The following is a 24,674-nucleotide window of genomic DNA, read 5'->3' as shown; positions in this document are numbered from 1 at the left end:
CCACCTCGTATACAGGTCCAATGGGCCCGCCCACCGTTCACCCCGGACTCACCCCGCCAGGTCGAGCTCCTCGGCGTTCGCGGGCCAGCCTCCGGGACCCGCCGGGCGGGCGCCGGCCTTGGTGGCGACCACGATCTCGTCGCGGTTCCCGCGCGTCCCGGCGGGCCCGGCCGACAGCCCTGGGCCCCCCATGGGCCTTTGAGCCCTGTCTCTGGGCCCGGGGACCGGCCTAAAGTGCGTGGTGCTCCACGTGTACGTGTTGTGACTTTGGCCAATTCGCTGACGCACAAGGAACGTTCGGGAGATCGGGGATGACGGGGATGACGAGGAAGCGGAGTCTTTTACGGAGGGAGGTCGGCGATGGCGCGGTTGGACCAGTTGCTCGGTACTGACTTCTACCATCGTCCGACGTCCGACACGGACGAGATAATCTACGGAGGACTCGACCACCCCGAACACCGGGAGAGGGTTCCGGGACTCATCGCCGTCATGAGCGATCGGGCGGCACCCGGCAAGGATCGCTTCCTGGCCTGCGTGGCCCTGACGACCTGGGGAGAGCCGGCCGGATATCACGCGGTGGTCGAGGCCGCCGTATCCGGCAGGCGGGCTCCCTGGTACGACGTCCTCGTCGACCGGAAATTCTCGGTGGACAGCACCTTTGCCCAACTCGCCGTGGCCCTGGGCGACAGCAGGGAAATGGCGGAGGAGAAAAGAACGGTCGCGGAGCGGGATACGGCGTTCCAGGCACTCGTGAGAATTGCCGACACCGAGTATTTCGAGGACCAGCTCGGCGATCTCATGGACGAATCGACGGTGCGTCCGCTGCTCACCGACATCGCGGAGACGGTGGACAGAGGCGTCGGCTCCCTGACCGGGGACGTCGATGCGCGGCCCAGGTTCGACCTGGCCACTCAGCTTGTCGATCTCGCGGGCGCGGTCGCGCTGGTCGACGGGGTCCTCGCCGCGCGGCTCGCCACGACCGTCCTGGAGATCGAGCCCACCCGGCGGGCGCTGGTACACGCGGTCACGGTGCTGCACCGCTCCGGGGCGCCGGAAGTACGCCGGCTCGGCTCGTACATGATCGCGGTCGGCGACGAGCGCGTACGCGGGATGGCGGCGGACGCGCTGCGGACGGCGTGAGCCTTCAGACTGTGGCCGGGGTTCTTCCACGGGGGGAGAGCCCCGGCCACGTACCACTCCGCCTCCGCGTTTAATGCGAGGTGCCGTGAGGGCCGCGCTGGTTAGTGTGGCCCTCGTGATCGATGCGATGTTCCGGACGCTGCCGGCCGCCGCGCACGACGGCCGCTGGGAGCCCGTCAGGGACGGCGAGTCCGACGCGAGTGTCTTCCGCTCCGGCGACGGCTCGCGGTACGCCAAGTGTGTGCCTGCCGCCTCCACGGCCTCGCTGGAGGAGGAGCGCGACCGCGTCGACTGGCTCAGCGGGCAGGGCGTCCCGGGTCCGCGCGTACTCGACTGGCGCGTCACCCCCGTCGCCGCCTGCCTCGTGACGAGCGCGGTCGTGGGAGTCCCCGCCGATCAGGCCGCGGCTCCGGAACTCCGGGCGGCGTGGTGCCGGATCGCGGACGCCGTGCGCCGCTTGCACGACGTGCCTGTGCGGACGTGCCCGTTCGGCCGCGACCTCACGCGGATGTTCGCGACCGCACGCGATGTTGTCGCGCGAGGCGCGGTCAATCCGGACTTCCTCCCGCAGGACCAACGGCGAACGCCGCCCACCGAACTGCTCGCGCGTCTCGTCCCGCAGCTCGAACAGCGCCTCTTTCAGGAGGCCGCCGAGGCTGTCGTCTGCCACGGGGACCTGTGCCTGCCCAACATCGTCCTCGACCCGGAGACCCTGAACGTGGCGGGCTTCATCGATCTCGGCCGCCTCGGCCGGGCCGACCCGTACGCCGACATCGCTCTGCTTCTCGCCAACTCCCGTGAGACCTGGGCCGACGAGCGAGAGGCGACTGCCGCTGACGAGGCGTTCGCCGAGCGGTACGGCATCGAACTCGACCGTGACCGGGAGAAGTTCTACCTCCATCTCGACCCCCTCACCTGGGGTCAGCCGAGTCCCTCGACCGAAACCTCCTCAGGAGTTGAGATGCCCGGTCACCCGAGCGCGCGCTGACGTCGTAGGTCGCGACCGACCTGTCATCGCGTGCTGCCCTTCGAGCTGCGGCACAGCGAACCTTCCCCCGCCCTATTTCGGCGGGTTTCGTTCCCGGCAACTCAAGGGGCCCGTGTGCCGTCCGTACCCTCCGATCCGTCGCGTACGCCGAGCCTGTGGCGCGATCGCGACTTCCGCGGCCTCTGGGCGGGCCAGACCGCCTCGCAGTTCGGGGCGCAGGCAGGCCAGGTCACCCTGCCGCTCCTCGCCGTGGTGGCCCTGAACGCCGACGCCACCCAACTCGGCGCCCTGCGCGCGGTTCAGCAGATACCGATCCTGCTGCTCTCGCTCTTCGTCGGTGTGTGGGTGGACCGTTGGCGGGCCCGCGATGTGATGGTGCGGGCGGACTTCGGCCGGGCGGTGGCGCTGGCCGCCATTCCGGTCGCCTTTCTCTTCGGCGTACTCGGCATGCCGGTGCTGCTCGTCCTCGCTTTCCTCGTCGGCGTACTCACGGTGTTCTTCGACGTGGCCTACCAGGCCGCTCTCGTACAACTGGTGAGACGCGATCAGTTGGCGCAGGGGAACAGTGCGCTGGAGGGCAGCAGATCCGCGGCGCAGATCGGCGGCCCCGCGCTCGGTGGCGCACTGGTGTCGCTCCTGTCGGCGCCGATCGCCGTCGTCGCGGGCGCGTTCTTCTTCACCGTGTCGTTCCTGTCGATCCGCCGGATACGTGACCACGAGGCGATACCTCGGTACGTAGGACGAGCCGCCCCGCGAATGTGGCGGCAGATCCTCGAAGGTCTCCGTTTCGTCGCCGGCGATCCGTCATTGCGGGCCGTGGGCCTCGCCTCGGCCATCTTCCAGTTCTTCTTCGCGGCTCTGATGACGGTCTATCTGCTCTTTCTGCCGCGCACGCTGCACCTGTCGGGTGCGGAGGTGGGGCTGGTGCTCGCGGCCATGGGCCCGGGAGCGCTCGTCGGCTCCGTACTCTCCGCCAGGCTGCCGAAGAGATTCGGGTACGGCGTGGTGCTCGTGTCCTCGGCGGCGCTCGCGGACGGCGTGATGCTTCTCGTACCGGCGCTGCACGGTTCGACCGCCCGCACGATCGCCTGCCTCATGGCGATCAACTTCCTCTTCGGTGTCTTCAGCCAGTTGGTCGACGTCACGGTCATGGCCGTTCGTCAGTCGATCACGCCGCCCGCGATACAGGGACGAACCGTCGCGACCATCAGTTTCGTCGGCATGGGTCTGACACCGCTCGGTTCGCTCCTCGGCGGTCTTCTGGCCACGACGTGGGACCCGCGAACCAGCCTGCTGCCGACGGTCGTCGGTCTCGTTCTCTCTCCGGTGTTCATGGCGCTTTCGCCCCTCGCCCGCCTGGGGAAGGAGCTTCCGGCACCTGGCGATTCCGGTGGCCTGTGTGGCCCCTGAGACGACTGATCGCTGTCCGTCCGCCCGACCTGGCGCGTCCCTTCACAAATGGAATGTGATCTTCAATCTCCCCGGGCCGGCGCCCGGCTGCCGACAGGGAGACTCGGCGCCGATCGGGATCCCGCCGGCGCGTGAGCGTTGCGCGTGGATGGCAATCGCCCCCGGCCGCCTCCTGGAGAGGGCGTCTCATTCGCGCCGGTTCGAGCCTCGCCCGCGGCCACGGAGGCCAGGAGGAGGTCTGTCGCGCGCCCCCGGAAGCCCTGATTCCGGCCAGACTCGGGCCGATCTCGGCCACGCTTTCGCACTCGCGGAGGGAAGGAGTCCGATTCTCTGGATGGAGGTGGCTGTAACGGCTCTGACCTGCGAGAACATGGGTCGTCTGGCAGGGTGTCGGTGGCGCCCCCGGCAGGACTCGAACCTGCGGCCAAGCGCTTAGAAGGCGCCTGCTCTATCCACTGAGCTACGGGGGCCGGAACGTGGCCTCGGGGGCCCGGAGTGCCGGTGGGGCAGTCCGCGCGGTCCGTGACCTGTGCCGGGACAAGGATAGGGCTCCGCTCACCCTGGCCCGGTTGCTTCACCTGCGTGGCACGATGTGGAGGTTCAGTGAAGCGAACCGATAATCGCAGGCAGGTGCGATTCGCGCAGTGCTTTTCGCGCCTGAAGCTACGGGTGTTGTGCACTCGTTATGCCTGTGCCCCACTCGTCCCGTCTGTCCCCCGCGCTTGACCGGCGCGCAGGAGATGGCTATACGCTTCAAAAAGGCGCCAAAGTTGGGCATTCTTCGCATGTGGTGACCTTGGACGTACGGCCTCAGCTGATCGACGCACTTTCCGCGCTGCGCGACCGTGTCGCCGCCGTGCGTCTTCCACTCCCTCTCGACGGGACTCCGCGCGCCCGGCAGACCCGCGAGGAGCTGCTCGCGCAGCTCGACGACTACCTGGTGCCGCGGCTTCGGGACCCGGAGGCGCCGCTGCTCGCCGTGGTGGGGGGTTCGACCGGGGCCGGGAAGTCGACCCTCGTCAACTCCCTTGTGGGGCGGCGGGTCAGCGAATCGGGCGTGCTGCGGCCGACGACCCGTACCCCCGTACTGGTGTGCCACCCCGACGACTGCCACTGGTTCGACGGCGTGCGGGTCCTTCCGCATCTGAAACGTGTCTGGATGACCCAGCAGGAGGAGGACGGCGCGGCCGGGGCCTGGAGCGGGGACGACGAGAACGCGCTGCGCGTCGACACCGCCGTGGCGCTGCCCCGCGGCCTCGCCCTGCTGGACGCGCCGGACATCGACTCGCTCGTCGTACGGAACCGCGTTCTCGCCGCCGAGTTGATCTGCGCCGCCGACGTGTGGGTGATGGTGACCACCGCGTCCCGGTACGCCGACGCGGTGCCCTGGCATCTGCTCCGTACGGCCAAGGAGTACGACGCCTCGCTCGTGACCGTCCTGGACCGCGTGCCACACCAGGTGATTGACGAGGTGTCACGTCAGTACGCGGCGCTGCTCACCAAGGCGGGTCTGGGCGACGTACCCCGCTTCACCATCCCCGAACTGCCCGAGTCGGCCGGCGGCGGCAGCGGGCTGCTGCCCACCACCGCCGTCGCGCCGCTGCTCACCTGGCTGACGCACCGGGTACAGGATCCGGCGGCGCGTCAGCAGGCCGTCGTCCGTACCGCGGCCGGTGTCATCGGCTCGCTCAACGTACGGATGCCGGAACTCGCGGGCGCTGTCGCGGCGCAGTACGCCGCCGCCGTACGCCTCACGGGCGCCGTCGAGGAGGCGTACGCGACGGAGCGCGAGCGGGTGCGCAAGCGGCTCAAGGCCGGGGCCGTGCTCGCGGGGGACGCGCGGACGCGCTGGCGCGGATACCCGAGGGACAGCTCGGCGCGTGAGCTGCTCGACTCGCTGGTCGAGAGCCTGGCCGCACTCCTCCAGTGCGCCGTGGCCGCCGCCGACGAGCGCGTCACGGACGCGTGGCGGCGCGAGCCCGCCTCCGCCGCGGTCCTGACATCCGGGCCGGACAGGGAGGTCTCCGAGCGGATCGGGATGGCCGTACGGCGGTGGCGCCGGGTCGTGGAGGAGCTGGCCGAGGAGGAGGTACGGCTCCTCGAACGCAGCGCCGCGCCCGACCCCGAGACGGTCGCCGCGCTGCTGGCCGCCGTCCTCCTGGGCGGGCACCGCACTCGGGTCGCGGGGGAGCGGCTCGCGGAGCGCATCGGGGCTCAGGGCGCGCTACGGCTGCGCGACAAGGGCGGTGACCTGGTGGCGACATACATCGACGACGTACTGCACGGAGAACGGGACCGGCGGCTGGCTCCCCTCGACGCGCTCGAAGTGGCGCCGGAGCCGCAGGCGGAACTCATCGCCGCGCTTTCCGTACTGCAGAAGGAGATGTGACCGACATGGCGGACGTGACGGATGCGACGACATTGGCGGACGGGCCCGGCGAGATCGGGTCGGGGCGTACAGGTGTCCGGGCGGAAGAGGCCGGCGGGGCTGATGCGGGCGGCAGGGGCCGCGGAGCGAACGGCGGCTCGGGGGGCGGGACGGGCCGGCGCTGGAACGACGGGCTGATCGCCCGGCACGCGTTCGGACGCAAGGGCGCCGCCGGAGTGGCCCCCACCGTCGGCGTGGAGGGGATCGACGAGGACGACGGTACGGCGGCCTCCGCCGAGGTCCACCAGCCCATCGGAGACACCTACGAAGGGCCGCTACGGGTACGGCTCGACGCCCTGCGCGAGCTCGTGGGCCTCTCACGGACCCGAATCGAGGGGACCACGCTCACCGAGGCCGGACGCGTACTGGACGAGGCATCCACGCGGCAGCGGCTCTCGTCGCGTCACACCGTCGTGGCCATCGCGGGAGCCACCGGCAGCGGCAAGTCGACACTGTTCAACGCGCTGGCGGAGGTACCGATCTCGGAGACGGGGCTGCGCAGGCCGACCACGTCGGCGCCCATCGCCTGTGTCTGGTCCGAAGGCGCCGCCGGGCTGCTCGACCGGCTCGCCATCCCTGGGAGGCTGCGCCGCAGGCCGCTCGCGGGCGGCGACGGGGACGAGGAACTGCAAGGTCTCGTCCTGGTCGACCTGCCCGACCACGACTCCGCGGTCGTCGCGCACCGCGACCAGGTCGACCGCGTACTGGCCCTGGTCGACGCGGTCATCTGGGTCGTCGACCCGGAGAAGTACGCGGACGCCGCGCTCCACGAGCGGTATCTGCGACCGCTCGCCGGCCACGCGGAGATCACCTTCGTCGTACTGAACCAGATCGACCGGCTGCCCGGGGAGGCCGCCGACCAGGTCCTGGACGATCTGCGCAGGCTGCTCGACGAGGACGGCATGGCGCTCGGCGAGCACGGCGAGCCGGGGGCCACCGTGCTGCCGATCTCCGCGCTCACGGGACAGGGCGTGGGCGAACTGCGCGAGCTGCTCGGCCGTTTCGTCCAGGAGCGGAACGCCGCCGCCCGGCGGCTGTCCGCCGACGTGGACGCCGCCGCGTCGCGGCTGCGCTCGGTGTACGTCGCCGACGGACGCACGGGCCTCGGTGAACGCTCCCGCGAGGAGTTCGCCGACCGGCTCGCCTGGGCGGTGGGCGCGGTGGCCACGGGCGAGGCGGCCGAGCGCGAGTGGCGCAGGAACGCGGGACGCGCCTGCGGGACGCCCTGGCTGCGGCTGTGGCGCTGGTACGAGCGCACCCGGACGCCCGGCGGCGGCGTGCCGCGCGCAGAGGTGATCGTGGAGGACGAACTCACCGCCAGGCAGCGGGTCGAGCAGGCCGTCCGTACGGTCGCGGAAGACGCCGCGGCGGGGCTGCCGAGGCCGTGGGCGCAGGCGGTGCGCGAGGCGGCGGTACGCGGCGCCGTGGGGCTGCCGGAGGCGCTGGACGAACTGGCCGTGTCGGCGGGGCCGCCGAGCGGGCGCCCCGCGCGCCCCGCCTGGTGGCCGGCGGCGGTGCTCGCGCAGGCGTCCATGACACTGCTTCAGATCTACGGCGGGCTCTGGCTGGCCGGCCAGATCATCGGCGTGCTCCAGCCCGGCATCGTCCCGCCCGTGCTGGTGATGCTGGCCGGGATCGTTGGCGGGCCGCTGGTGGAGTGGGCGTGCGCGGCCGCGGCGCGGGGGCCGGCGAGGCGGTACGGGCAGGACGCCGAGCGACGGCTGCGCGAGGCGGCGGCGGGGTGTGGGCGGGCCAAGGTGCTCGATCCGATCGCGGCGGAGCTGATGCGGTACCGGGAGGTGCGGGAGCAGTACTCGACGGTGTCCGGCCTGACGCGGTAGTTCCCCCGGGGTCTTGGCGTCCCGGCGTGGGGCGGCCGGGGGCGGCCACGTACGGGTGACGGAGTTATTCACAACTGGCGAGTAATCCACAGGCGTCGGCAGGAATTTCCCATCCCGTCCAGCATGAAGTGGTCGGTCGACGGGGCCGGAGAACCGGGGAGCCGGAGATGAGGGGGCTGTCATGAACGACACCGTGGTGACGCTGGTGGGAAACGCCGCGACGGGGGTGGAGTATCGGGAAACGTCGACGGGTGGGGTGGCGCGGTTCAGGTTCGCGGTGACTCCGCGTCGGTGGGACCGCCGGAATTCGGCGTGGACGGACGGGAGTACGAGCTTCTACACCGTTTGCGCGTGGCGGAATCTCGGGGCGAATCTCACCGCGTCGGTCAACGTCGGTGATCCGCTGGTCGTACACGGCAAGCTGCGCGTGCGGGACGAGGCGAGGGACGGGCAGCGCAGGACGTTCGTGGACATCGACGCGGTGTCGATCGGTCACGATCTGACGTGGGGGACCTCGGCGTTCAAACGGGTGGCGCGGGCGAATCCGGCTCTGACGGAGCGTCCGGCGGATGCCTCGGCGGCGACTTCAGCGGCGAATTCGGCTGCGGCCTCCGCTGCGGCTTCGGCCGCCGACGCCGCCGCGGATGGGGACACGCGCGCGGGCGGCAAACCGGTGCATACGCAACCGTGGCTCTCGGAACAGGACGAGTCGCCGGCGCGGGGCGGGGCGGTCGCGGCGCCGGCCGGTCCCCCCTGACCGGGGAGTTGTGGAGATTTGTCGAGAGAGGAACGGGCTCGACGGTATGCGCGATAACGATTCCGATTCGGAACGGTTATCGGAACGTACGAACGGGCACCGGCGCTCGCCGCCGTCCATAGGATTCCCGAGTACTCATGGGCACTTGAGTCTGCTGGCGAGGAAGTCCCCCCACGCGTCCCACGCGGAGGACCTCGCACGGAGGGAAAAATCTGTGTTGTCTGCGCTGTCTCAGTTCTTCGCTCCAACCGCTCGTAGGCGGGGCGCCGTCCGGCTCGCCGTCTCGGTGGTCGCCTCGGGTCTCGTCGTGGCAGGCTCCCTGGCCGGCGCGGGTGCGGCCGTGGCCGACGACACGCTTCAGCACCGTGGTGGCGCCGCCGCCACGCTCGACGGCCTCATGACGTACGACAAGGCCGTGCTCCACTCGGACGGCCGGACGCACGAACTGCCCGCCGGGCTCTTCGAGATGACCGTGGACGGCGGCGGCAAGCTCAAGACGTACTGCATCGACATCCACAACCCCACCCAGGACCAGGCCAGGTATCTGGAGACCCCCTGGGCCCAGACCTCGCTCGGCGCGAACAAGAACGCCGGGAAGATCCGCTGGATCCTGCAGAACTCCTACCCCCAGGTCGACGACCTCGCCGCCCTCGCCGAGAGCGCGGGCACGGGGCCGCTCACCGCGCGGACGGCCGCCGCCGGTACGCAGGTCGCCATCTGGCGGCACTCCGACAACGCGGACGTCGACGCCGTGGACCCGCAGGCCGAGAAGCTGGCCGACTGGCTGGAGCGGAGCGCCGACCACCTCGGTGAGCCCAAGGCCTCGCTCACCCTGGATCCCGGCGCGGTCTCCGGACGGAGCGGCGAGCGTCTTGGTCCGGTCACCGTCCGTACCGACGCCGACAGCGTCGCGGTGTCCCCGCCCGCCGACGCCGCCATGGGTATCAAGATCACCGACAAGAGCGGCAAGCCCGTCACCGAAGCGGCCGACGGCGCGCAGCTGTACTTCGACATACCCGAGGACACCGCCGACGGCACGGCCGCGCTGAGCGTGCAGACGGCCACATCGGTGCCCGTGGGCAGGGCCTTCGCCGGGGTCACCAAGAGCCAGACGCAGATCCTGGCCGGCTCCAGTGAGTCCACGGTCTCGGCGACGGCCACCGCCACCTGGGCCGCGAAGGGCGCGATGCCGGCGATAACCGCAGAGAAGAACTGCGCGAAGGCCGGCGTGGACGTCACGGCCGTCAACAAGGGCGACGAGCCGTTCACCTTCACGCTCGCCGGTCAGGAGTACGCGGTCGAGGCGGGCAAGTCCAGGACCGTCACCGTGCCGGTCGCCGAGGATCAGGCGTACGACTTCACGATCACCGGGCCCGGTGGCCTCGCCAGGAACTTCCAGGGCGTTCTCGACTGCCGTACCAGCGGGAACCCCGGTTCGCCGACCGAGGGGACCACCACCCAGCTGGCGCCGGCGACGGCGGGCGGCACCGTTGGCACGGACGGGCTCGACCTCGCCGAGACAGGCGCCTCCAACGCCACCCCGGTGATCGCGGGCGTCGCGATCGGGCTGGTCGTGCTGGGCGGCGCGGCGGTCTTCTTCTTCCGCAAGAAGAACGACCCCTCCACCGAGGACTGACCCGCCCGGGGCACCGCACGCCCCGCCGGCCGGGTCGGCACCGGCCGCCACTGACAGCGGCCCCGACGCGCAGACGAATCCGGTCGCGCGCCGGGGCCGCGTGCGGACCGACACGGGCGCCGCACGGCCCGCAGGTCGGGACGGTCTGTCCGAGGCCTGGACAACCGGTTTCTCCCCAGGGAGGGACGTGCGGCAAGATGGCTTTATCTGCCCTCACGCGGCGGAGCCGCACATTGGCCCTTCTCGATCGCCGGACGGTTTCTCTTGGCTGAGTACATCTACACGATGCGCAAGACGCGCAAGGCGCACGGCGACAAGGTCATCCTCGATGACGTGACGCTGAGCTTCCTGCCCGGTGCGAAGATCGGTGTGGTCGGCCCCAACGGCGCCGGTAAGTCCACCGTGCTGAAGATCATGGCCGGGCTGGAGCAGCCGTCCAACGGCGATGCGTTCCTCTCGCCCGGATACTCGGTCGGGATGCTGCTCCAGGAGCCGCCGCTGGACGAGAGCAAGACGGTGCTGGAGAACGTCCAGGACGGTGCCGCCGAGACCATGGGCAAGCTGAAGAGGTTCAACGAGGTCGCCGAACTGATGGCGACCGACTACTCCGAAGCCCTGATGGACGAGATGGGCAAGCTCCAGGAAGACCTCGACCACGCCAACGCGTGGGACCTGGACACCCAGCTGGAGCAGGCCATGGACGCGCTGGGCTGCCCGCCCGGCGACTGGGCCGTCACCAACCTGTCCGGCGGTGAACGCCGCCGCGTGGCGCTCTGCAAGCTGCTGCTCGAAGCGCCCGACCTGCTGCTGCTGGACGAGCCCACCAACCACCTGGACGCCGAGTCCGTGCAGTGGCTGGAGCAGCACCTCGCCAAGTACGCCGGCACCGTCGTCGCCGTGACTCACGACCGGTACTTCCTCGACAACGTCGCGGGCTGGATCCTGGAGCTCGACCGCGGCCGTGCCATCGGTTACGAGGGCAACTACTCGACGTACCTGGAGACCAAGCAGACCCGTCTGAAGGTCGAGGGCCAGAAGGACGCCAAGCGCGCCAAGCGGCTCAAGGAAGAGCTCGAATGGGTCCGCTCCAACGCGAAGGGGCGCCAGGCCAAGTCGAAGGCGAGGCTGGCCCGTTACGAGGAGATGGCCGCCGAGGCGGACAAGATGCGGAAGCTGGACTTCGAGGAGATCCAGATCCCGCCGGGCCCGCGGCTGGGCAGTGTCGTGGTCGAGGTCGAGCACCTGAACAAGGCGTTCGGCGACAAGGTCCTGATCGACGATCTCTCCTTCTCGCTGCCGCGCAACGGCATCGTCGGCGTCATCGGCCCCAACGGCGCGGGCAAGACCACGCTCTTCAAGATGATCCAGGGTCTGGAGACGCCGGACGCCGGCGAGATCAAGGTCGGCGAGACCGTCCAGATCAGCTACGTCGACCAGGGCCGCGCCAACATCGACCCGAAGAAGTCGCTGTGGGCCGTCGTCTCCGACGAGCTGGACTACATCAACGTCGGGCACGTCGAGATGCCTTCGCGGGCGTACGTCTCCGCGTTCGGCTTCAAGGGCCCGGACCAGCAGAAGCCGGCCGGTGTTCTCTCCGGTGGTGAGCGCAACCGCCTCAACCTGGCGCTGACCCTCAAGCAGGGCGGCAACCTGCTGCTCCTCGACGAACCGACCAACGACCTCGACGTCGAGACACTGTCGTCGCTGGAGAACGCGCTGCTGGAGTTCTCCGGGGCGGCCGTGATCATCTCCCACGACCGCTGGTTCCTCGACCGCGTCGCCACGCACATCCTGGCGTACGAGGGCGAGTCCAAGTGGTTCTGGTTCGAGGGCAACTACGAGTCGTACGAGAAGAACAAGGTGGAGCGGCTCGGTGCCGACGCGGCCCGGCCTCACCGCGCCACGTACAAGAAGCTGACCCGAGGCTGACATGGCCCGCCATCACTACAGCTGCCCCATGCGCTGGTCGGACATGGACGCCTTCGGGCACGTCAACAACGTCGTCTTCATCCGCTATCTGGAAGAAGCGCGTATCGACTTCATGTTCCGGCTGGCGCCGGGGGAGGGCTCGCCGTCCTTCGCCGGCGGGTCCGTCGTGGCCCGGCACGAGATCGACTACAAGCTGCCGCTGGTCCACCGGCACGAGCCGGTGACCGTCGAGCTGTGGGTGACGAAGGTCGGCGCGGCGACGCTCACGATCGCGTACGAGATCAAGGACGAGGACCAGGTGTATGTGCGCGCCTCGACGGTCGTCGTGCCCTACGACCTCCAGGCGGGCCGGCCGCGTCGGATCACGGCCGAGGAGAAGTCGTTCCTCGTGAAGTACCTGGACGACGCGGAGGCACTCGCGGCATGACGGCGACGACCGTGCGGGCCCTGCGGCTCGCCGACACGGCGGAGGCGGCCGATCTGGCCGCCTTCCTCGGCCGGCTGATCCGCTACGACCGGGCGGCCGCGGTACGCCTCCAGGTGGGCGCCGGAGCGGTGGCCGTGTTCGGGCGGCCACCGGCGCTCGACGTCCTCGCGATCCGTACGGCGCGGTTGCGTGAGGAGACGACGGGGGTGCGGCTCGATGTCACCGTCTCCGCCGGTCAACTCCTCGAATCGATCGACGAGTTGACGGGTGCCTTCGCACTGCCCGCCGCTGTCACCGGGCCGCCGTGGACCGGGGTGCTGCCCCCGCGCGGCGGCTGGCAGCGGGTGCCCGGCCTGCCGGGACCCGCCGCGCTGCGCCAGGCGGTCGCTGCGGCGGTCGCCGAATTCCGCACGCGCGACGAGGCGTTGCCCGCCGCGCACCGGGACCGCGCCGAACGGGACAGGATCGGCCACGAGATCTGGTCCCGGACGGTCGGGGACACGGGCCTGCCGCTGCGCGCCGTACATGCCGCGCAGTCGGTGGGCTTCCTGCGCCCGATGCCCGAGAACGCCCCGGTGGCGCTGCTACGGGCGGCCGCGTGGATGCGTCTGCGGACGCCGTACGGTTCGATCGCCGTACGGGAGACGGGAGCCGGCGGCATCGGCGCCCTGAGTGTCACCCCGACCTGAGCGTCACCTTGACCTGAGCGCGACAGGGACGTGAGGGACCGGGCGTCCGAAGAGGGCCCGGTTCACTCGGGCGGGGTGTCGTGACCTGGGATGCCAGGCCCTCGGGTGGCGGGCCAGATCTGGATGTGGTCCTGTTCCAGTTCCAGCAGGACGCGGTGTTCCGCGGAGCTCGGATACTTTCCGAGGGCACCCGTGCGTGGAAACCGCTTACGGGCGGACTTGACCACAGCGGATACGACCACTCAGGACGAGTGGCCTCAGCTGTTCACCATCGACGCGGCCGCATACGTCATGTAGTTCCAGAGCTGCGTCTCGTGCTCCTCCGAGAGCCCCAGCTCATCGATGGCCACCCGCATGTGCCGCAGCCACGCGTCGTGCGCGGCCCGGTCGACGGTGAACGGAGCGTGGCGCATCCGCAGCCGCGGGTGGCCCCGGTTGTCGCTGTACGTGCGCGGGCCGCCCCAGTACTGGATCAGGAACAGCGTGAACCGCTCCTCGGCGGGCCCGAGGTCCTCCTCCGGATACATCGGCCGGAGCAGCGGGTCTTCGGCGACCCCCTGGTAGAAGCGGTGGACCAGGCGCCGGAAGGTCTCCTCGCCGCCGACCTGCTCGTAGAAGGTCTGCTCCGAAAGCGTGCCACGCGGAATCTCGTTCACCCCTCCATGGTCTCAGACACACCGGCCTAGTACGTGAGGTCCAGGACCGCCCGACGACCCGCCCGCCGGACGTCCGGAACGCGCCTTTTCACGTCCCGAATCCGGTTACCCCCGGTCCGGCACCCGGTACTGCTCGCTTCCGCGCCCGTGACACAGGACAGTGGAAGCATGGGCGTTCACCACGAGCACCACGAGGCGTACGGGCTGGGCGACGAGGTCGAGGGCGTCGCCGCCGAGGCGCGTGCCGCCATGGTGCGCGGCATGGCCGCCGAGGGGGTCCTCGACGACCCGGCCTGGCGCGCGGCGTTCGAGGAGGTGCCGCGCCATCTGTTCGTCCCGTACTACTTCGTCAGCCGGCTCGGCGGCCACGACCGGCTGTGGTGCGACGATCCCGACCCGGTCCGCCGGCTGCGCTGGCTGCGCGGCGTGTACGCGGACGGGGCACTGGCCACCCGCGTACGGGACGGCGAGCTGATCTCCTCCAGCAGCCAGCCCTCCCTGATGGCCGGGATGCTCGCGGAGCTCGACGTACACGACGGGCAGACGGTCCTGGAGATCGGCGCGGGTACCGGCTACAACGCGGGGCTGCTCTCGCACCGCCTCGGCGACGACCGCGTGACGACGGTCGATCTGGATCCGGAGATCACCGAGTCCGCCCGTACGCATCTCGCGGCGGCCGGATACCGGCCCACGGTGGTCACGGGAGACGGCGCGCTCGGCTGCCGCCGACGGGCGCCCTTCGACCGGATCATCGCGACCTGCACGCTGCCCGCCGTGCCGTCCGGCTGGCTGGCGCAGTGCGCGGACGGGGCGCGGATCCTCTCGCCGCTGTCCACCGGGCTGATCGCGCTGAACGTCGCCGAATCCGCCCACGGCCGTTACGCGGAAGGGCACTTCCTGCACACGTCGGCCTTCTTCGTCCCGCTGCGGGGCGGGCCGGAGGAGCCCGGACTGCCCGTCCTCCAGCGGATCGGCGGGCTGCCCCGACGCGCGCTGGAGAACGATCTCTTCCGCTTCATGCTCTCGCTCACGGCGGGCAGCCTGGACCCGCACGAGGCCCTCTCCCTCTGGGAGCGCGAGGGGCGCCCGCAGCGGGAGAGGTTCGGCATCACGGTCGGCCCCGACCGGCAGTGGGCCTGGCTGGACGACCCCTCGGGGCCGTACGTCTGGTCACTCAGCCCTCGCGGACAGTGACGCGTCGCCGGGCCCCTCGCGGACAGCCACCCGCCTCCGTCAGCCCCGGCGGATCGTGATCGTCGTCCAGGCACCGACGTGCACGCGGTCACCGTCCTTGAGCGGGACGGGGACATACGGCTGGATCGGGTCCTCGGCGCCGTTCAGCGTCGTGCCGTTGGTGGAGTTCTGATCGACCACCGCCCAGCTGCCGTCGGGCTGCTGGACCAGGACAGCGTGCTGGTGCGAGACGCCCGGGTCCTCCGGCGGCACGGACAGGTCGACATCCGGGGACTCGCCGGTGGAGTGGCGCCGACGGCCGATGGTGATCTGGTTCCCGGTCATCGGAAGGTGCTGTTCCGGGGAGTACGCGGGCAGGTTGAGGCCCGTCGCCTCGGGGCCGCTGCGCTGCATCATCGCCATGAAGTACTCACGGTCAGGGGCGACGACCGCCGTCCAGTTGCCGGGCGGCTGGTACTGGTGCGGCGGCTGCTGCTGGTGCTGTTGCGGCGGCGGCGGTCCCTGCTGGAACTGGTGCGGGGGCGCGGGAGCCTGCGCCTGCGAGGGCGGCGGCAGCACCCAGTCGTCGCCACCGGTCTGCTGCGGCGGGGCCGGCGGCCCCGACTGCTGGAACGAGGGCGGCGACGGCGGACCCTGCTGCTGGTACGGCGGGGGTGGCGGGGGCCCCTGCTGGCCGTGCGGGCCGGGAGGTCCGGGAGGTCCGCCCTGCGGGCCGAGCCCACCCGGCTGACCCTGCTGATCGGGCGTCAGCGGCTCGGCCGCCCGGTTCAGCTGGGAAGGGCGCGAGCCCTGGTAGTCGTACGGGTCAGGCGGCCGGGGCGGCGACTGCTGGGCCTGGAAGCCCGGCGGCAGATTCAGTCCGGGAGGCGGAGCGCCGCCAAGACCACCGGGGCCGCCCGGTCCGCCCGGCCCACCGGGCTGTTGGTGCTGCGGCGCCAGCGGCGTGTACGAGGTCGCCGTGTTGGTGAGGAAGTTCCACCGGCACTCCTCGCAGAACAGGGCGTTGCCCTCACGCGGCGTACGGCACTGCGGGCAGAGCTCCGCCTGCGCGGTCGCGTTCGGGTCCTGCGGGTAGCCGTAACCCGGCGCGGGCGGCGGTGGTGGAGGCGGCGGCACCGAACCGGCGGGAGCACCGGCTCCGGCCGCCATGCGATGGCCGCAGACCTCGCACCAGTCGTCGGAACCCGACTGGTGTCCGTTCGGGCAAGTCGGCATGTCGGCGCTTCCCCCTCTCCTCGTCCGGCCCGCAGGCCGCTGCTTGTCGCTGCTTGTCGCTGTTCGCTATTTCTTGACGCGAACGGTCTTGGTCGAGCGAGTTTCCAGTGTCATCTCGTCCGCGTCCGCGACCTTCGCTTTCAGTCGCACAGTACCCGTCGCCGCATCGACCACGTCCACCACCTTCGAAAGCAATTTCGCCGTATCCGCGTTCCCCGAGTCCGACGCGAGCTGTACCGCGCGGCCCAGTTTGGCGGTCGCGCCGTCGAAGTCCCCCGACTTACGGGCCTCCAGGCCCTGCTGGATCACCTGCGCCAGTTCGGCCTGGCCGGTGTAGTGCGCGACCTGCGGATTGATGGACGTCGACGCCGCCATGTCGTCGGTCCACACCGCCCGTACCAGCCCTTGGGACAGCACCTGTGACGTACCGTCGGCCGCCGGGAGGATCAGCGAGACCCGGGCCGCCAGCATTTCCTGGCCGACGCCCGCCTCCGGGACCTGGACGGATACGTGGTAGTCGCGGGACTCGTCGCCCCAGGAGCCGGTCGGATAGTCCCCGGCACGGGGGTTGGCGTCCGTACGCCGCTCGGTCAGCTCCTCGACCGTCGGTGCCACCTGCTTGACGAACTTGATCTCCACGCCGACGGGCGTCCAGAGCCGCAGGGCGACGTCCGCGACCTCCTTGCCCATCGCGTTCTCCATCATCTCGGTGAAGTCGGCGGCCAGGCCCGCCGGATCGGCGACGATGTCCGCCGTGCCGAGCATCGCCGAGGCGATGCCTGTGACCTCTTTCACCACCCAGTCCGTGCCGACGCCACGGGCGTCGCACGTGAACCGGCCCGCGCAGGCGTCGAGCGAGGCGCGCAGATCCTCCGGGGTCTCGTGCTCGTTACGGCCGTCTGTGAGCAGGATGCCGTGTCTGATCGACACGTCGGCCGAGGACAGCAGCCGGTCCGTGAGCCGCAGCCAGGTGCCGATGGCGGTGCCTCCCCCGGCACTCAGTTTGCGCAGGGCGTTCCTGGCCTCCGCGCGGGTGGTCGCGTCCGCGACCGCGAGCCCCCCGTTGCCCGGGTAGACCTCCTTGGCCACATGCGTACCGGCGACGACGGCGAAGGCGACACCGTCGCGCAGGGTGTCGATGGCGGCGGCCGTGGCATCGCGGGCGTTGCGCATCTTCGTCGGCGGGTAGTCCATCGAGCCCGAGCAGTCGACCATGATCACCACGGCCGCGTCGGGGCCCTGGCCCGGCGGCGGCAGCGTTGTCGGGGTCGGGGACGCCGCCGTGAGCGGCACTCCGCCGGTCGTGCCACCTCCGGTGGACGTGACCGTCACGATCGCGTTCACCTCTCGCCCGCCCTCAGGCAGGTACTCGTTCTGGTACACCTCGACGGAGAACTGCGGCACGGTCGACTTGGAGAAGTTCGCCATCTGTATCGGCTCCTTGACGCTCCACTGGCAAAAAGATCAGAAGACTTGAGCGGGACAGCGGGACAGCGGGCGGGCGGACTCCCGGGATCGGACCGGGCGCCGGTCCGGGCCGCCGGTCCCGCCGGTGGTCCGGGCAGTGGGGTGCTCAGGCCGTGCTGTAGGCGGATCCTGCCCCTTGCTGCGGTACGGCGAACGGCAGCAGGGCCACTGTTACGTTGTCGTGGCCCCCGCCGTCGAGCGCGTGGCCGACCAGCACCTGGGCGCTGCGCAGGGGCTGTTGGGCGGCGTCCGGCGGAAGGGCCCGTGCCATTTCCTGCGGGCTCTCCGCGTAGTTCCACAGGCCGTCCGTGCACACCACCACGACACCCGGACGGTCCGGTTTGAAGGACGCCGTGTGCGGTTCGAGTTCGTACGCGTCGGCGCCGAGCCAGCCGGTGATGGCGTGCGCGCGTTCGTCCGCGTACGCCTCCGCCTCGTTCATCAGGCCCGCGGCGACCATCTGGGCGGCCCAGGAGTCGTCCTCGGTCAGCCGCGCGGGTGGTCCGGTGCGGTCGTCGGGGACCCAGTAGGCGCGGCTGTCGCCGACCCAGCCGATGACCAGCAGCCCGCTCGCCACGACCGCGCCGACGATCGTGCACGCGGGCGCGTTCTGCGCGCGGTGGGCCGCTTCGTGACCGTCGTCCCGACCCGGCCGGGCGGCAAGGACGTTGACGGCCTCGGCGGCGGCCACGATCGCCTCGTGCATCGCCTGCTGGGGGTGCGTGCCGCGCGGCAGCGCCGCGAGCAGCACCTCGTTGGCGGCTGACGAGGCCGCCGCCGATGCCTCGTCGGGGCGGGTCGCCGACGACACGCCGTCGCAGACGATCGCGATGACGGCCGGCGAACCGTCCGGCAGGGCGGCCGAGGACACGGCGAACGCGTCCTCGTTGCGGTGGTGGCGCAGCCCTCGGTCGCTGACCGCCGCCACGGCGTCCAACTCCTGCTCCAGATGGTCGCGTTCGCGCGGCTGGGCGTGACCGCAGTTCTCGCAGTAGCCGTCGGTGTCGACATGGCCGGCGCGGCAGGCCACGCAGAGTTTCGTACCCGCCGGGACGGCGGGCGGCGCCGTGCGCGGGTCGGCGGGGTCGGCCGGGGGGAGGTCGGTGACATGGGGCACCGACGGCGGTGCCCCGGCGGGCACCGCCGGTGCCGGTACGGCCGCGGGTGCGGGCAGCTCGAAGTCACCGGCGGGGGCGGTGGGGGCGGTCGGCGCGGGCGCGTGGGCGGGCGACGGCACGGACCCGTACCCGGCCGACGTGTGACCGGACAGCGGCACCCCGGTGGAGTCGAGCCCCGGCAGCTCGCCGGGCAGATGCACCGGCGCGGACGAGGCCGTGCTGTCCGTCCCCGCGGCAGTCGGCCAGTCGACGGCGCCCGAAGCCGTCCCGGCCGACGCCGGGGCGCCGTTGATGACGATCGTGGGGTGGTCGTCCGGCGGCGGGGGTACGGCCGACAGGTCGTACCCGCACGCACCGCAGAACAGGTCGCCCGACTCCAGAGGCTCCTCGCAACTGGGGCACCGCGAAAGGGCTGTCGGCTGGTGCATCTGCGACATCAATCACACCCACGTCCGGGGGCGGAAGCGGTTGGCCCGCTCCACCAGGTCGATCCTCTCCTCGCCACGCTGAGCGAGCCGGGCAAGCACCCGGTACGAGCGTTCCAGTCCCAAGCGCAGACCACGCTCGTCCAGTTCACTTCCGAGCAGCGAGGTCTGTCCGGGCTGATTCCCCGGACTACCGGAGAGTACCCAGTCCAGAGCCGTGCCCAGAACCTCCGTCGACAACTGCTCGCGGCGCATCGCGTCCAGACCGAACTGGCCAAGCCGCGAAACCTGGTCGGCCGCCGCTCTCAGATCGTCGATCAGCGGCGTGTCCGGCATGGCTCCGGGCAGCGCGAGCGGCGACTGTGCGCGCAGGTCACGGCGGCGCAGCCGGGACCGTACGGCCGCGATCCTGGCCGCCGTGTAGTGGATCGACGCCTCGGGGACCGACTCAAGTGTCCGTACGGCTCCGATCCGGTCCCCCGCCGCGTTCTGCACCCGGGCGAGTCCGAAGGCGGCGCTGACATAGCTCGGGTCCGTCATCCATACGAGGCGGTAGTACTCGGCCGCGTTGTCGAGCTGGCCGAGCACCTCGGCGCAGACTCCGAGGGCCAGCTTCGGCGCGGCCTCGCCCGGGAAGGCGTCGTAGATCGCGTCGAAGGAGAGCGCGGCGATCTCGTTCTCACCGGTCACGAGCGAGGCGACGCCCCGGTACCAGACGACCCGCCAGTCGTCGGCGTGGCGCGCCTCCAGCTCCGTCAACGCCTCGGAGGCCGTGACCAGTTCACCCATCTCAAGACGGGCGCGCAGCTCGCGCAGCCGGCGCTCGACGGAGTCGGCGGGCGCTGCCGCGAGCGCGGAGATCAGCTCGGCGGGCGCGGACGCCATCAGACCGGCGAGGAAACCGGCGTTGGGGTCGTTCGCGTCGACCCGGGGCACCGGCAGCGCCAGCGCCGTGGCGGGCGCGTCGATGCGCGCGAGCGGGGCGCCGGTCTCCACGGATTCCACGGCCGGGACGGCGGGGAGGCCGGGGCCGCCCGCTCCTGGACCGGTCCGGGGTGCCGGGATGCCGCCCTGCGGGGCGCCGGGCGGAAGCGGGGGCGGTGACCCGAAGGGGGCCGGGGGCGGCTGGATCGCCGGGTGGCCGGGCAGCGGTGCGGGCGCGCCCGTCCCCGCGTACCGGCCTCCGCCCGGCGGCAGCGAGTGACCGGCCGCGCCGTTCACGAAGCCGTTCGCGGAACCGTTCGCGCTCCCCGCGGACTTGTCGCGGCGCCCGAACAGGCCCGCCCGCACCGGCTCGGGCCGGAGCCCCAGCCGCGAGACGTCCTGCGCGGTGTCGGCGAACAACTGCGTGTCCGTGACCCGCAGTTCCGTGCCGAACTGGGTCGACAGCGCAGGCCGCGGACGTCCTGTCTGGAGCGCAACGACCTCGCGCAGCACACCGGTCAGCTGCTCGGCCATCTCCTGCGCCGAGGCGAACCGCCGCGCCGGATCGGGGTCGGTCGCACGCACCAGCAGCCGGTAGAACGACTCGTAGGTCCGGAACACGTCGATGTTGTCCGGGTCCGGCAGCGAGTCCACGAACACGTTCGTGTAGCCCTGGAAGTCGAACGTCAGTACCGCGAGCGTGCGCGCCACCGTGTACAGGTCGGAGGCCACCGACGGGCCGACCTCGGCGACCTCCGGTGCCTGATAGCCGACCGTGCCGTAGATCGCCGACTCCTCGTCGTCCATCCTGCGGACGGCGCCCATGTCGATGAGCTTGAGCTGGTCCTCGGACTGGATCGCGTTGTCGACCTTGAAGTCGCAGTAGAGGAGATTGCGGCTGTGCAGATGCCCGAGGGCCTCCAGCGCCTCTATGCCGTACGCGCACGCCTGCTCGACCGGCAGCGGGTCACGCTTGCCGTCGGGGCCGCGCCGCTCGTTGGCGATCTCCTTGAGCGCCTTGCCACCCACGTACTCCATGACGATGTAGCCGTCCATGGAGCCGGTCCGCTGGTCGAGATGCTCCACGAAGTTGTAGATGCGGACGATGTTGGAGTGCTCGATCTCGGCGAGGAAGCGCCGCTCGGATATCGCCGCCTCCATGGCGTCCTGGTCACCCGTGTCGAGCAGGCCCTTGAGGACCACCCAGCGGTTGGACACCGCGCGGTCGACGGCGAGATAGATCCAGCCCAGACCGCCGTGCGCCAGACAGCCCGCGACCTGGTACTGCCCGTGGACGATGTCGCCCTCGCGCAGCTTCGGCATGAACGAGTACGGGTGGCCGCACTTGGTGCAGAACCCTTCCGTACGCCCCGGCCGCTCACCGCGCGAACGGCCCACCGGCGCACCGCAGTCGGAACGCGAGCAGTACCGCTTGCGCTCGGGGACCTCGGGACTCGCCATCACCGCCGAGCGCGGATCGGGCCTCGGCACGTCCGGTACGGAGACGAGCCCCGCCCCCAGCCGGTTGCGCGCCGAGGTGCCGGTGGCGGCGCCGGAGCTGCGGACCGACACCGACCGGCTGGAGAGCCGGCCGGACAGCGAACGCGACAGCCGCCCGGAGACCGAACGCCGTGACGTCGACGAGCGCGAGGAGGCACGCGAGGAGGACCGGGACGAACCGCTCCGCGCCGAACCACTGCCCTTGCCACTGCCCTTTCCGCTCGACCTGCTCTCCCTGCCGCCGCCGGTGATCCCGGTCGGCGGCGACGACAGCATGCCGGTCGGAGAGACGACCGGAGCCAGACCGCAGGTGTCGCAGTACAGCTCACCGCCGCCCATGTCCTCGTACGACCCCTCGCAACCGGGGCGCTGGCAACTCCTCGTCCCGCTCATCGTTCCCCCCGCTCGCTCGGATTCCCGTCCACCGCTCTGCCGGTGTTCACGCGTGCCCCCTGCGGTCCGTGGGCCCGGACCGCCGCTGGGCCAGTGCTTCGGCCGCCGCCTGCTGGTAGCGCAGCACCGCCTGCTCGGCGACGCGCAGATCGCACGGCGCGCTCCACAGCATCCGGCGGGCCGCGTCGTAGCGCTCGGTCAGCACCATGTCCTCGGCGAGCCCGTGCCGGGCCATCTTCGCCTTGTACGCGTCGAGCCTGCCGCGCAGCTCGGCCCGGACCGCGAGCGGCGCCGTGACAGCCGTCAACGACTCACGGGCCCGGTGCAGTTCGTCCTCGGCCTCCCGCTCCAGGGACTCCAGCAGCGGCGAGAGACGGTGCCACTGCGCGTGCCTGCGGTATTCGGCCGCCGTCGACAGCCGCTCCTGGAGCGCCGTCGACGGCCCGCTCACCGCGGGCACCTCGGAGGCGGCGATCTTCGCCAGCACCTCGCCGCGCGCGGAACGGGCCTCGGTGAGCGTACGGTCGGCGCGCGACAGCACGTCCCGCAGCCGCAGCAGCCGCGCCTCCGAATCCTGACGCACCGTCAGGACCGCGTCGATCTCCCGGCGTACGTCCTCCAGGGCTCGGGCGGCCCGGTCGTAGCGCTCGGTGTCGGGCCTGCCGCCGCCGGGCGCCGAACTGCCGTGCACCGGCTGCCAGAAGGCCAGCGGGTCCGAGATCACCTGGGCGCGCAGCGTACTCAGCTCGTCGGTGATCGCCTCCAGTTCGTCACCCGACGGGTGCTCACCGGGCCGGACCCCGGCGGAGTGCGCCAGAGAACGGGTCCGGTTCAGCTCTGCGGCCAGCAGATCTATCCGGGCGGGCAGCGCCGACCAGACGGAGTCCGATGCCACGACCATGTCCAGCGACTGCGCGTACAGCTCGTTCATCCGCGCGACCAGCTCCGCCAGCGTGAACTGCTCGGAGAGCTTCGCCGGTCCCGCGATGGAGGTGGTGGCGGTGGCCGAGCCCGCGACCGTGACGCTGCGGCCCCGCAGCTTCTCGGTCAGGTCCACCAGATCCTGCTGGTTGAGCCACCGCAGCCGGGCACGGGCCTCACGGGCGCCGCGCAGGGCGGCGGAGTAGGCGTCGAAGTAGTTCCACAGCAGGGTGATCGTCTGCTCGGTGGAGGCCCAGCGGTCCTTGGTGACCCCGCTGAGGGCGGCCCCTTCGAGCAGCCGACGGCCCGCGTGGTCCTGGAGGGCGAGCAGGGACGTCTCGATCGCCTCGTGCTCGGCGCCGAGGCGCGCGAGGGCGCGGTCCGCCCCGTCCCGGTCCATCGCCGGACCGGCCGACCCCCCCGTCGATCCGGGGAAGGAGCCCGCGTCGCCCATCGATCACCTCTCCGCTCTGCCCTGACCGCTTCCGTCACCGGTGTGCGGTCTTCGGTCCTCGTGCCGGTCCCTCGGTTCTCGCTACCCCGTCCTCAGTCCTTGTACTTCGCCGCGGGCGGCGCGGTTATGCCGGGCAGTCCGGCTTTGAGCCATTTGTTGTACGAGGTCATCCAGGGGCTGTTGGCACCGCCCGCGCGGTACTCCACCAGGACCTGGTTGACCCGGCGCACCAGATCGTCGTTGCCGAGCTTGGCCGCGACGCCGTAGTACTCCGTGGTGAACGGCTTGCCCACCAGCTCGACCGCCGGGTCCTGGGCGGCCTGGCCGGCCGCGAGCGCGTTGTCCGTGACGACCGCGTCGACCTCGCCCATCTGGAGCCGTACCAGGCAGTCCAGTTGGTTCGGCACCGTCAGCTTGTCCTCGTCCTGGTCGGTTTCGTCGCCCTTGTCCTTGAAGGTCGCGCCGAACGACTGCTCCACCAGCGCGTCGTACGCCGTCGAGCCCTCCGCCGAGCAGACCCGCTTGCCGGACAGCGACTCGTCGTACCCCGTGATGCCCGACTCCTTGGGCGCGAGCACCTGCTGGCCCGCCTGGAAGTAGGCGGTGGAGAAGGCGACCTGCTCGATCCGCGCGCAGTTGATCGTCATGGTCCGTACGACCAGGTCGACCGTGTCGTTCTCCAGGGCGCCCACCCGCTGGTTGGTGGGGATGGCACGGAAGATGATGTCGTCGGGGGAGCCGAGGATGTCCTCCGCGATGGCGCGCGCGAGGTCGATGTCGAAGCCCTCGATGGTGCTGGTGGCGGGATCGCGGTAGCCCCAGCGGAAGCTGTTCTGGTCGATGCCGACGATCAGATCGCCGCGTGCCTTGATCTCCTCGATGCTCGCTCCGTCGGCGGAGGAGGGCCGCAGGCTGCGCTCCGGTTCGTCGCACTCGGGAGCCGCGGCGGCCTCGGGCGCCGCCTCGGCGGCGACCTTCTGAGGCTCCCGCCCGTCCTCGGCCCGGGTGTCGCGCGAGAGCGGCAGCAGGGCGAGCGTCGCCGCCAGAGCGACGGCGGCGGCGATCGTGACTCCCGTACGGCGGCCGGCCGGCCGCCGTACGCTCTCCGGCGACCCGTACGGCTCGCGCGGCCCGCCCGTGTCCGTGGCGTCGGTGGTCATTC

At 71.2% G+C, this 24,674-nt stretch carries 18 protein-coding genes, 1 tRNA gene and 1 pseudogene; 11 read left to right on the top strand and 9 right to left on the bottom strand.

What is annotated here, in order from left to right:
* Positions 1 to 48 precede the first annotated feature (48 nt).
* The gene (locus ACIBBB_RS10415; protein ID WP_398980584.1) at positions 49 to 192 is read right to left on the bottom strand and encodes a hypothetical protein; all 144 of its coding nucleotides are present in this window, start codon (positions 190 to 192) and stop codon (positions 49 to 51) included.
* A 168-nt stretch (positions 193 to 360) separates the two neighbouring features.
* On the opposite strand from ACIBBB_RS10415, the gene ACIBBB_RS10410 reads away from it, so the two are divergent.
* From ACIBBB_RS10410 to ACIBBB_RS10400, 3 genes and pseudogenes are all read left to right on the top strand, one after another.
* Entirely contained in the window at positions 361 to 1,140 is a 780-nt protein-coding gene (locus tag ACIBBB_RS10410) for a hypothetical protein (protein WP_398980583.1), read from the top strand.
* 127 nt (positions 1,141 to 1,267) lie between these two features.
* A pseudogene (locus ACIBBB_RS10405) lies at positions 1,268 to 2,062 on the top strand (APH(3'') family aminoglycoside O-phosphotransferase); the annotation flags it as partial.
* A gap of 180 nt (positions 2,063 to 2,242) precedes the next feature.
* Positions 2,243 to 3,538, top strand: coding sequence for an MFS transporter (locus tag ACIBBB_RS10400; RefSeq protein ID WP_398980582.1), 1,296 nt, complete (start codon positions 2,243 to 2,245; stop codon positions 3,536 to 3,538).
* Positions 3,539 to 3,932: 394 nt separating this feature from the next.
* Here ACIBBB_RS10400 and ACIBBB_RS10395 read toward each other — a convergent pair.
* A tRNA-Arg gene (locus ACIBBB_RS10395) sits at positions 3,933 to 4,008 on the bottom strand.
* Between the two features lie 326 nt (positions 4,009 to 4,334).
* Between ACIBBB_RS10395 and ACIBBB_RS10390 the strand changes: the two genes are divergently transcribed.
* The 7 genes from ACIBBB_RS10390 (at position 4,335) to ACIBBB_RS10360 (ending at position 13,245) form a co-directional block, all read left to right on the top strand.
* The gene (locus ACIBBB_RS10390; RefSeq protein ID WP_398980778.1) at positions 4,335 to 5,927 is read left to right on the top strand and encodes a dynamin family protein; all 1,593 of its coding nucleotides are present in this window, start codon (positions 4,335 to 4,337) and stop codon (positions 5,925 to 5,927) included.
* A 5-nt stretch (positions 5,928 to 5,932) separates the two neighbouring features.
* A complete protein-coding gene (locus ACIBBB_RS10385; RefSeq protein ID WP_398980580.1) occupies positions 5,933 to 7,807 on the top strand; it encodes a GTPase in 1,875 nt (624 codons plus the stop codon).
* Between the two features lie 181 nt (positions 7,808 to 7,988).
* Positions 7,989 to 8,564, top strand: a complete 576-nt coding sequence (locus tag ACIBBB_RS10380) for a single-stranded DNA-binding protein (protein ID WP_398980579.1) — start codon at positions 7,989 to 7,991, stop codon at positions 8,562 to 8,564.
* A 214-nt stretch (positions 8,565 to 8,778) separates the two neighbouring features.
* On the top strand, positions 8,779 to 10,200 hold the full coding sequence (locus ACIBBB_RS10375; protein ID WP_398980578.1) for a Cys-Gln thioester bond-forming surface protein: 1,422 nt from the start codon (positions 8,779 to 8,781) through the stop codon (positions 10,198 to 10,200).
* 264 nt (positions 10,201 to 10,464) lie between these two features.
* Positions 10,465 to 12,129: an energy-dependent translational throttle protein EttA gene (gene ettA / locus ACIBBB_RS10370; protein ID WP_398980577.1), complete on the top strand. Its 1,665-nt coding sequence runs from the start codon at positions 10,465 to 10,467 to the stop codon at positions 12,127 to 12,129.
* 1 nt (position 12,130) lies between these two features.
* Positions 12,131 to 12,556 (top strand): acyl-CoA thioesterase, encoded by a 426-nt coding sequence (locus tag ACIBBB_RS10365; protein WP_398980576.1) that lies wholly within the window; start codon positions 12,131 to 12,133, stop codon positions 12,554 to 12,556.
* Positions 12,553 to 13,245, top strand: a complete 693-nt coding sequence (locus ACIBBB_RS10360; RefSeq protein WP_398980575.1) for a hypothetical protein — start codon at positions 12,553 to 12,555, stop codon at positions 13,243 to 13,245. The genes ACIBBB_RS10365 and ACIBBB_RS10360 overlap by 4 nt, the downstream gene beginning before the upstream one ends.
* A 257-nt stretch (positions 13,246 to 13,502) precedes the next feature.
* Here the strand turns inward: ACIBBB_RS10360 and ACIBBB_RS10355 are convergent, their stop codons facing one another.
* Positions 13,503 to 13,901, bottom strand: coding sequence for a globin (locus ACIBBB_RS10355; RefSeq protein WP_023541640.1), 399 nt, complete (start codon positions 13,899 to 13,901; stop codon positions 13,503 to 13,505).
* 168 nt (positions 13,902 to 14,069) lie between these two features.
* On the opposite strand from ACIBBB_RS10355, the gene ACIBBB_RS10350 reads away from it, so the two are divergent.
* Positions 14,070 to 15,095, top strand: coding sequence for a methyltransferase domain-containing protein (locus ACIBBB_RS10350; protein WP_398980574.1), 1,026 nt, complete (start codon positions 14,070 to 14,072; stop codon positions 15,093 to 15,095).
* 39 nt (positions 15,096 to 15,134) lie between these two features.
* On the opposite strand, the gene ACIBBB_RS10345 is transcribed toward ACIBBB_RS10350, so the two are convergent.
* The 6 genes from ACIBBB_RS10345 to ACIBBB_RS10320 all read right to left on the bottom strand — a co-directional run bounded on the left by ACIBBB_RS10345 (position 15,135) and on the right by ACIBBB_RS10320 (position 24,672).
* Positions 15,135 to 16,310: an FHA domain-containing protein gene (locus ACIBBB_RS10345; RefSeq protein WP_398980573.1), complete on the bottom strand. Its 1,176-nt coding sequence runs from the start codon at positions 16,308 to 16,310 to the stop codon at positions 15,135 to 15,137.
* Positions 16,311 to 16,376: 66 nt separating this feature from the next.
* Positions 16,377 to 17,738: a VWA domain-containing protein gene (locus ACIBBB_RS10340; RefSeq protein ID WP_398980572.1), complete on the bottom strand. Its 1,362-nt coding sequence runs from the start codon at positions 17,736 to 17,738 to the stop codon at positions 16,377 to 16,379.
* 145 nt (positions 17,739 to 17,883) lie between these two features.
* Entirely contained in the window at positions 17,884 to 19,332 is a 1,449-nt protein-coding gene (locus tag ACIBBB_RS10335) for a PP2C family serine/threonine-protein phosphatase (protein WP_398980571.1), read from the bottom strand.
* A 3-nt stretch (positions 19,333 to 19,335) separates the two neighbouring features.
* Positions 19,336 to 22,137, bottom strand: a complete 2,802-nt coding sequence (locus ACIBBB_RS10330; protein ID WP_398980570.1) for a tetratricopeptide repeat protein — start codon at positions 22,135 to 22,137, stop codon at positions 19,336 to 19,338.
* Between the two features lie 46 nt (positions 22,138 to 22,183).
* Complete coding sequence (locus tag ACIBBB_RS10325; RefSeq protein ID WP_398980569.1) at positions 22,184 to 23,512, bottom strand: hypothetical protein; 1,329 nt, start codon at positions 23,510 to 23,512, stop codon at positions 22,184 to 22,186.
* 92 nt (positions 23,513 to 23,604) lie between these two features.
* A complete protein-coding gene (locus tag ACIBBB_RS10320; protein WP_398980568.1) occupies positions 23,605 to 24,672 on the bottom strand; it encodes a glutamate ABC transporter substrate-binding protein in 1,068 nt (355 codons plus the stop codon).
* Positions 24,673 to 24,674 lie beyond the last annotated feature (2 nt).

The organism is Streptomyces sp. NPDC051217 (genome assembly GCF_044455465.1).
In the GTDB taxonomy this organism is placed as follows: Bacteria; Actinomycetota; Actinomycetes; order Streptomycetales; family Streptomycetaceae; genus Streptomyces.
This window is presented reverse-complemented; position numbering and strand designations above follow the sequence as displayed.

What these genes read in the sequence shown, in the direction of transcription:
- ACIBBB_RS10410 (WP_398980583.1), top strand. Translation starts at nt 361, where the DNA reads ATGGCGCGGTTGGACCAGTTGCTCGGTACTGACTTCTACCATCGTCCG.
- ACIBBB_RS10380 (WP_398980579.1), top strand. Translation starts at nt 7,989, where the DNA reads ATGAACGACACCGTGGTGACGCTGGTGGGAAACGCCGCGACGGGGGTG.
- ACIBBB_RS10360 (WP_398980575.1), top strand. Translation starts at nt 12,553, where the DNA reads ATGACGGCGACGACCGTGCGGGCCCTGCGGCTCGCCGACACGGCGGAG.
- ACIBBB_RS10330 (WP_398980570.1), bottom strand. Translation starts at nt 22,137, where the DNA reads ATGAGCGGGACGAGGAGTTGCCAGCGCCCCGGTTGCGAGGGGTCGTAC.
- ACIBBB_RS10345 (WP_398980573.1), bottom strand. Translation starts at nt 16,310, where the DNA reads ATGCCGACTTGCCCGAACGGACACCAGTCGGGTTCCGACGACTGGTGC.
- ACIBBB_RS10365 (WP_398980576.1), top strand. Translation starts at nt 12,131, where the DNA reads ATGGCCCGCCATCACTACAGCTGCCCCATGCGCTGGTCGGACATGGAC.
- ACIBBB_RS10325 (WP_398980569.1), bottom strand. Translation starts at nt 23,512, where the DNA reads ATGGGCGACGCGGGCTCCTTCCCCGGATCGACGGGGGGGTCGGCCGGT.
- ACIBBB_RS10415 (WP_398980584.1), bottom strand. Translation starts at nt 192, where the DNA reads ATGGGGGGCCCAGGGCTGTCGGCCGGGCCCGCCGGGACGCGCGGGAAC.
- ACIBBB_RS10350 (WP_398980574.1), top strand. Translation starts at nt 14,070, where the DNA reads ATGGGCGTTCACCACGAGCACCACGAGGCGTACGGGCTGGGCGACGAG.
- ACIBBB_RS10385 (WP_398980580.1), top strand. Translation starts at nt 5,933, where the DNA reads ATGGCGGACGTGACGGATGCGACGACATTGGCGGACGGGCCCGGCGAG.
- ACIBBB_RS10320 (WP_398980568.1), bottom strand. Translation starts at nt 24,672, where the DNA reads ATGACCACCGACGCCACGGACACGGGCGGGCCGCGCGAGCCGTACGGG.
- ACIBBB_RS10340 (WP_398980572.1), bottom strand. Translation starts at nt 17,738, where the DNA reads ATGGCGAACTTCTCCAAGTCGACCGTGCCGCAGTTCTCCGTCGAGGTG.
- ACIBBB_RS10335 (WP_398980571.1), bottom strand. Translation starts at nt 19,332, where the DNA reads ATGTCGCAGATGCACCAGCCGACAGCCCTTTCGCGGTGCCCCAGTTGC.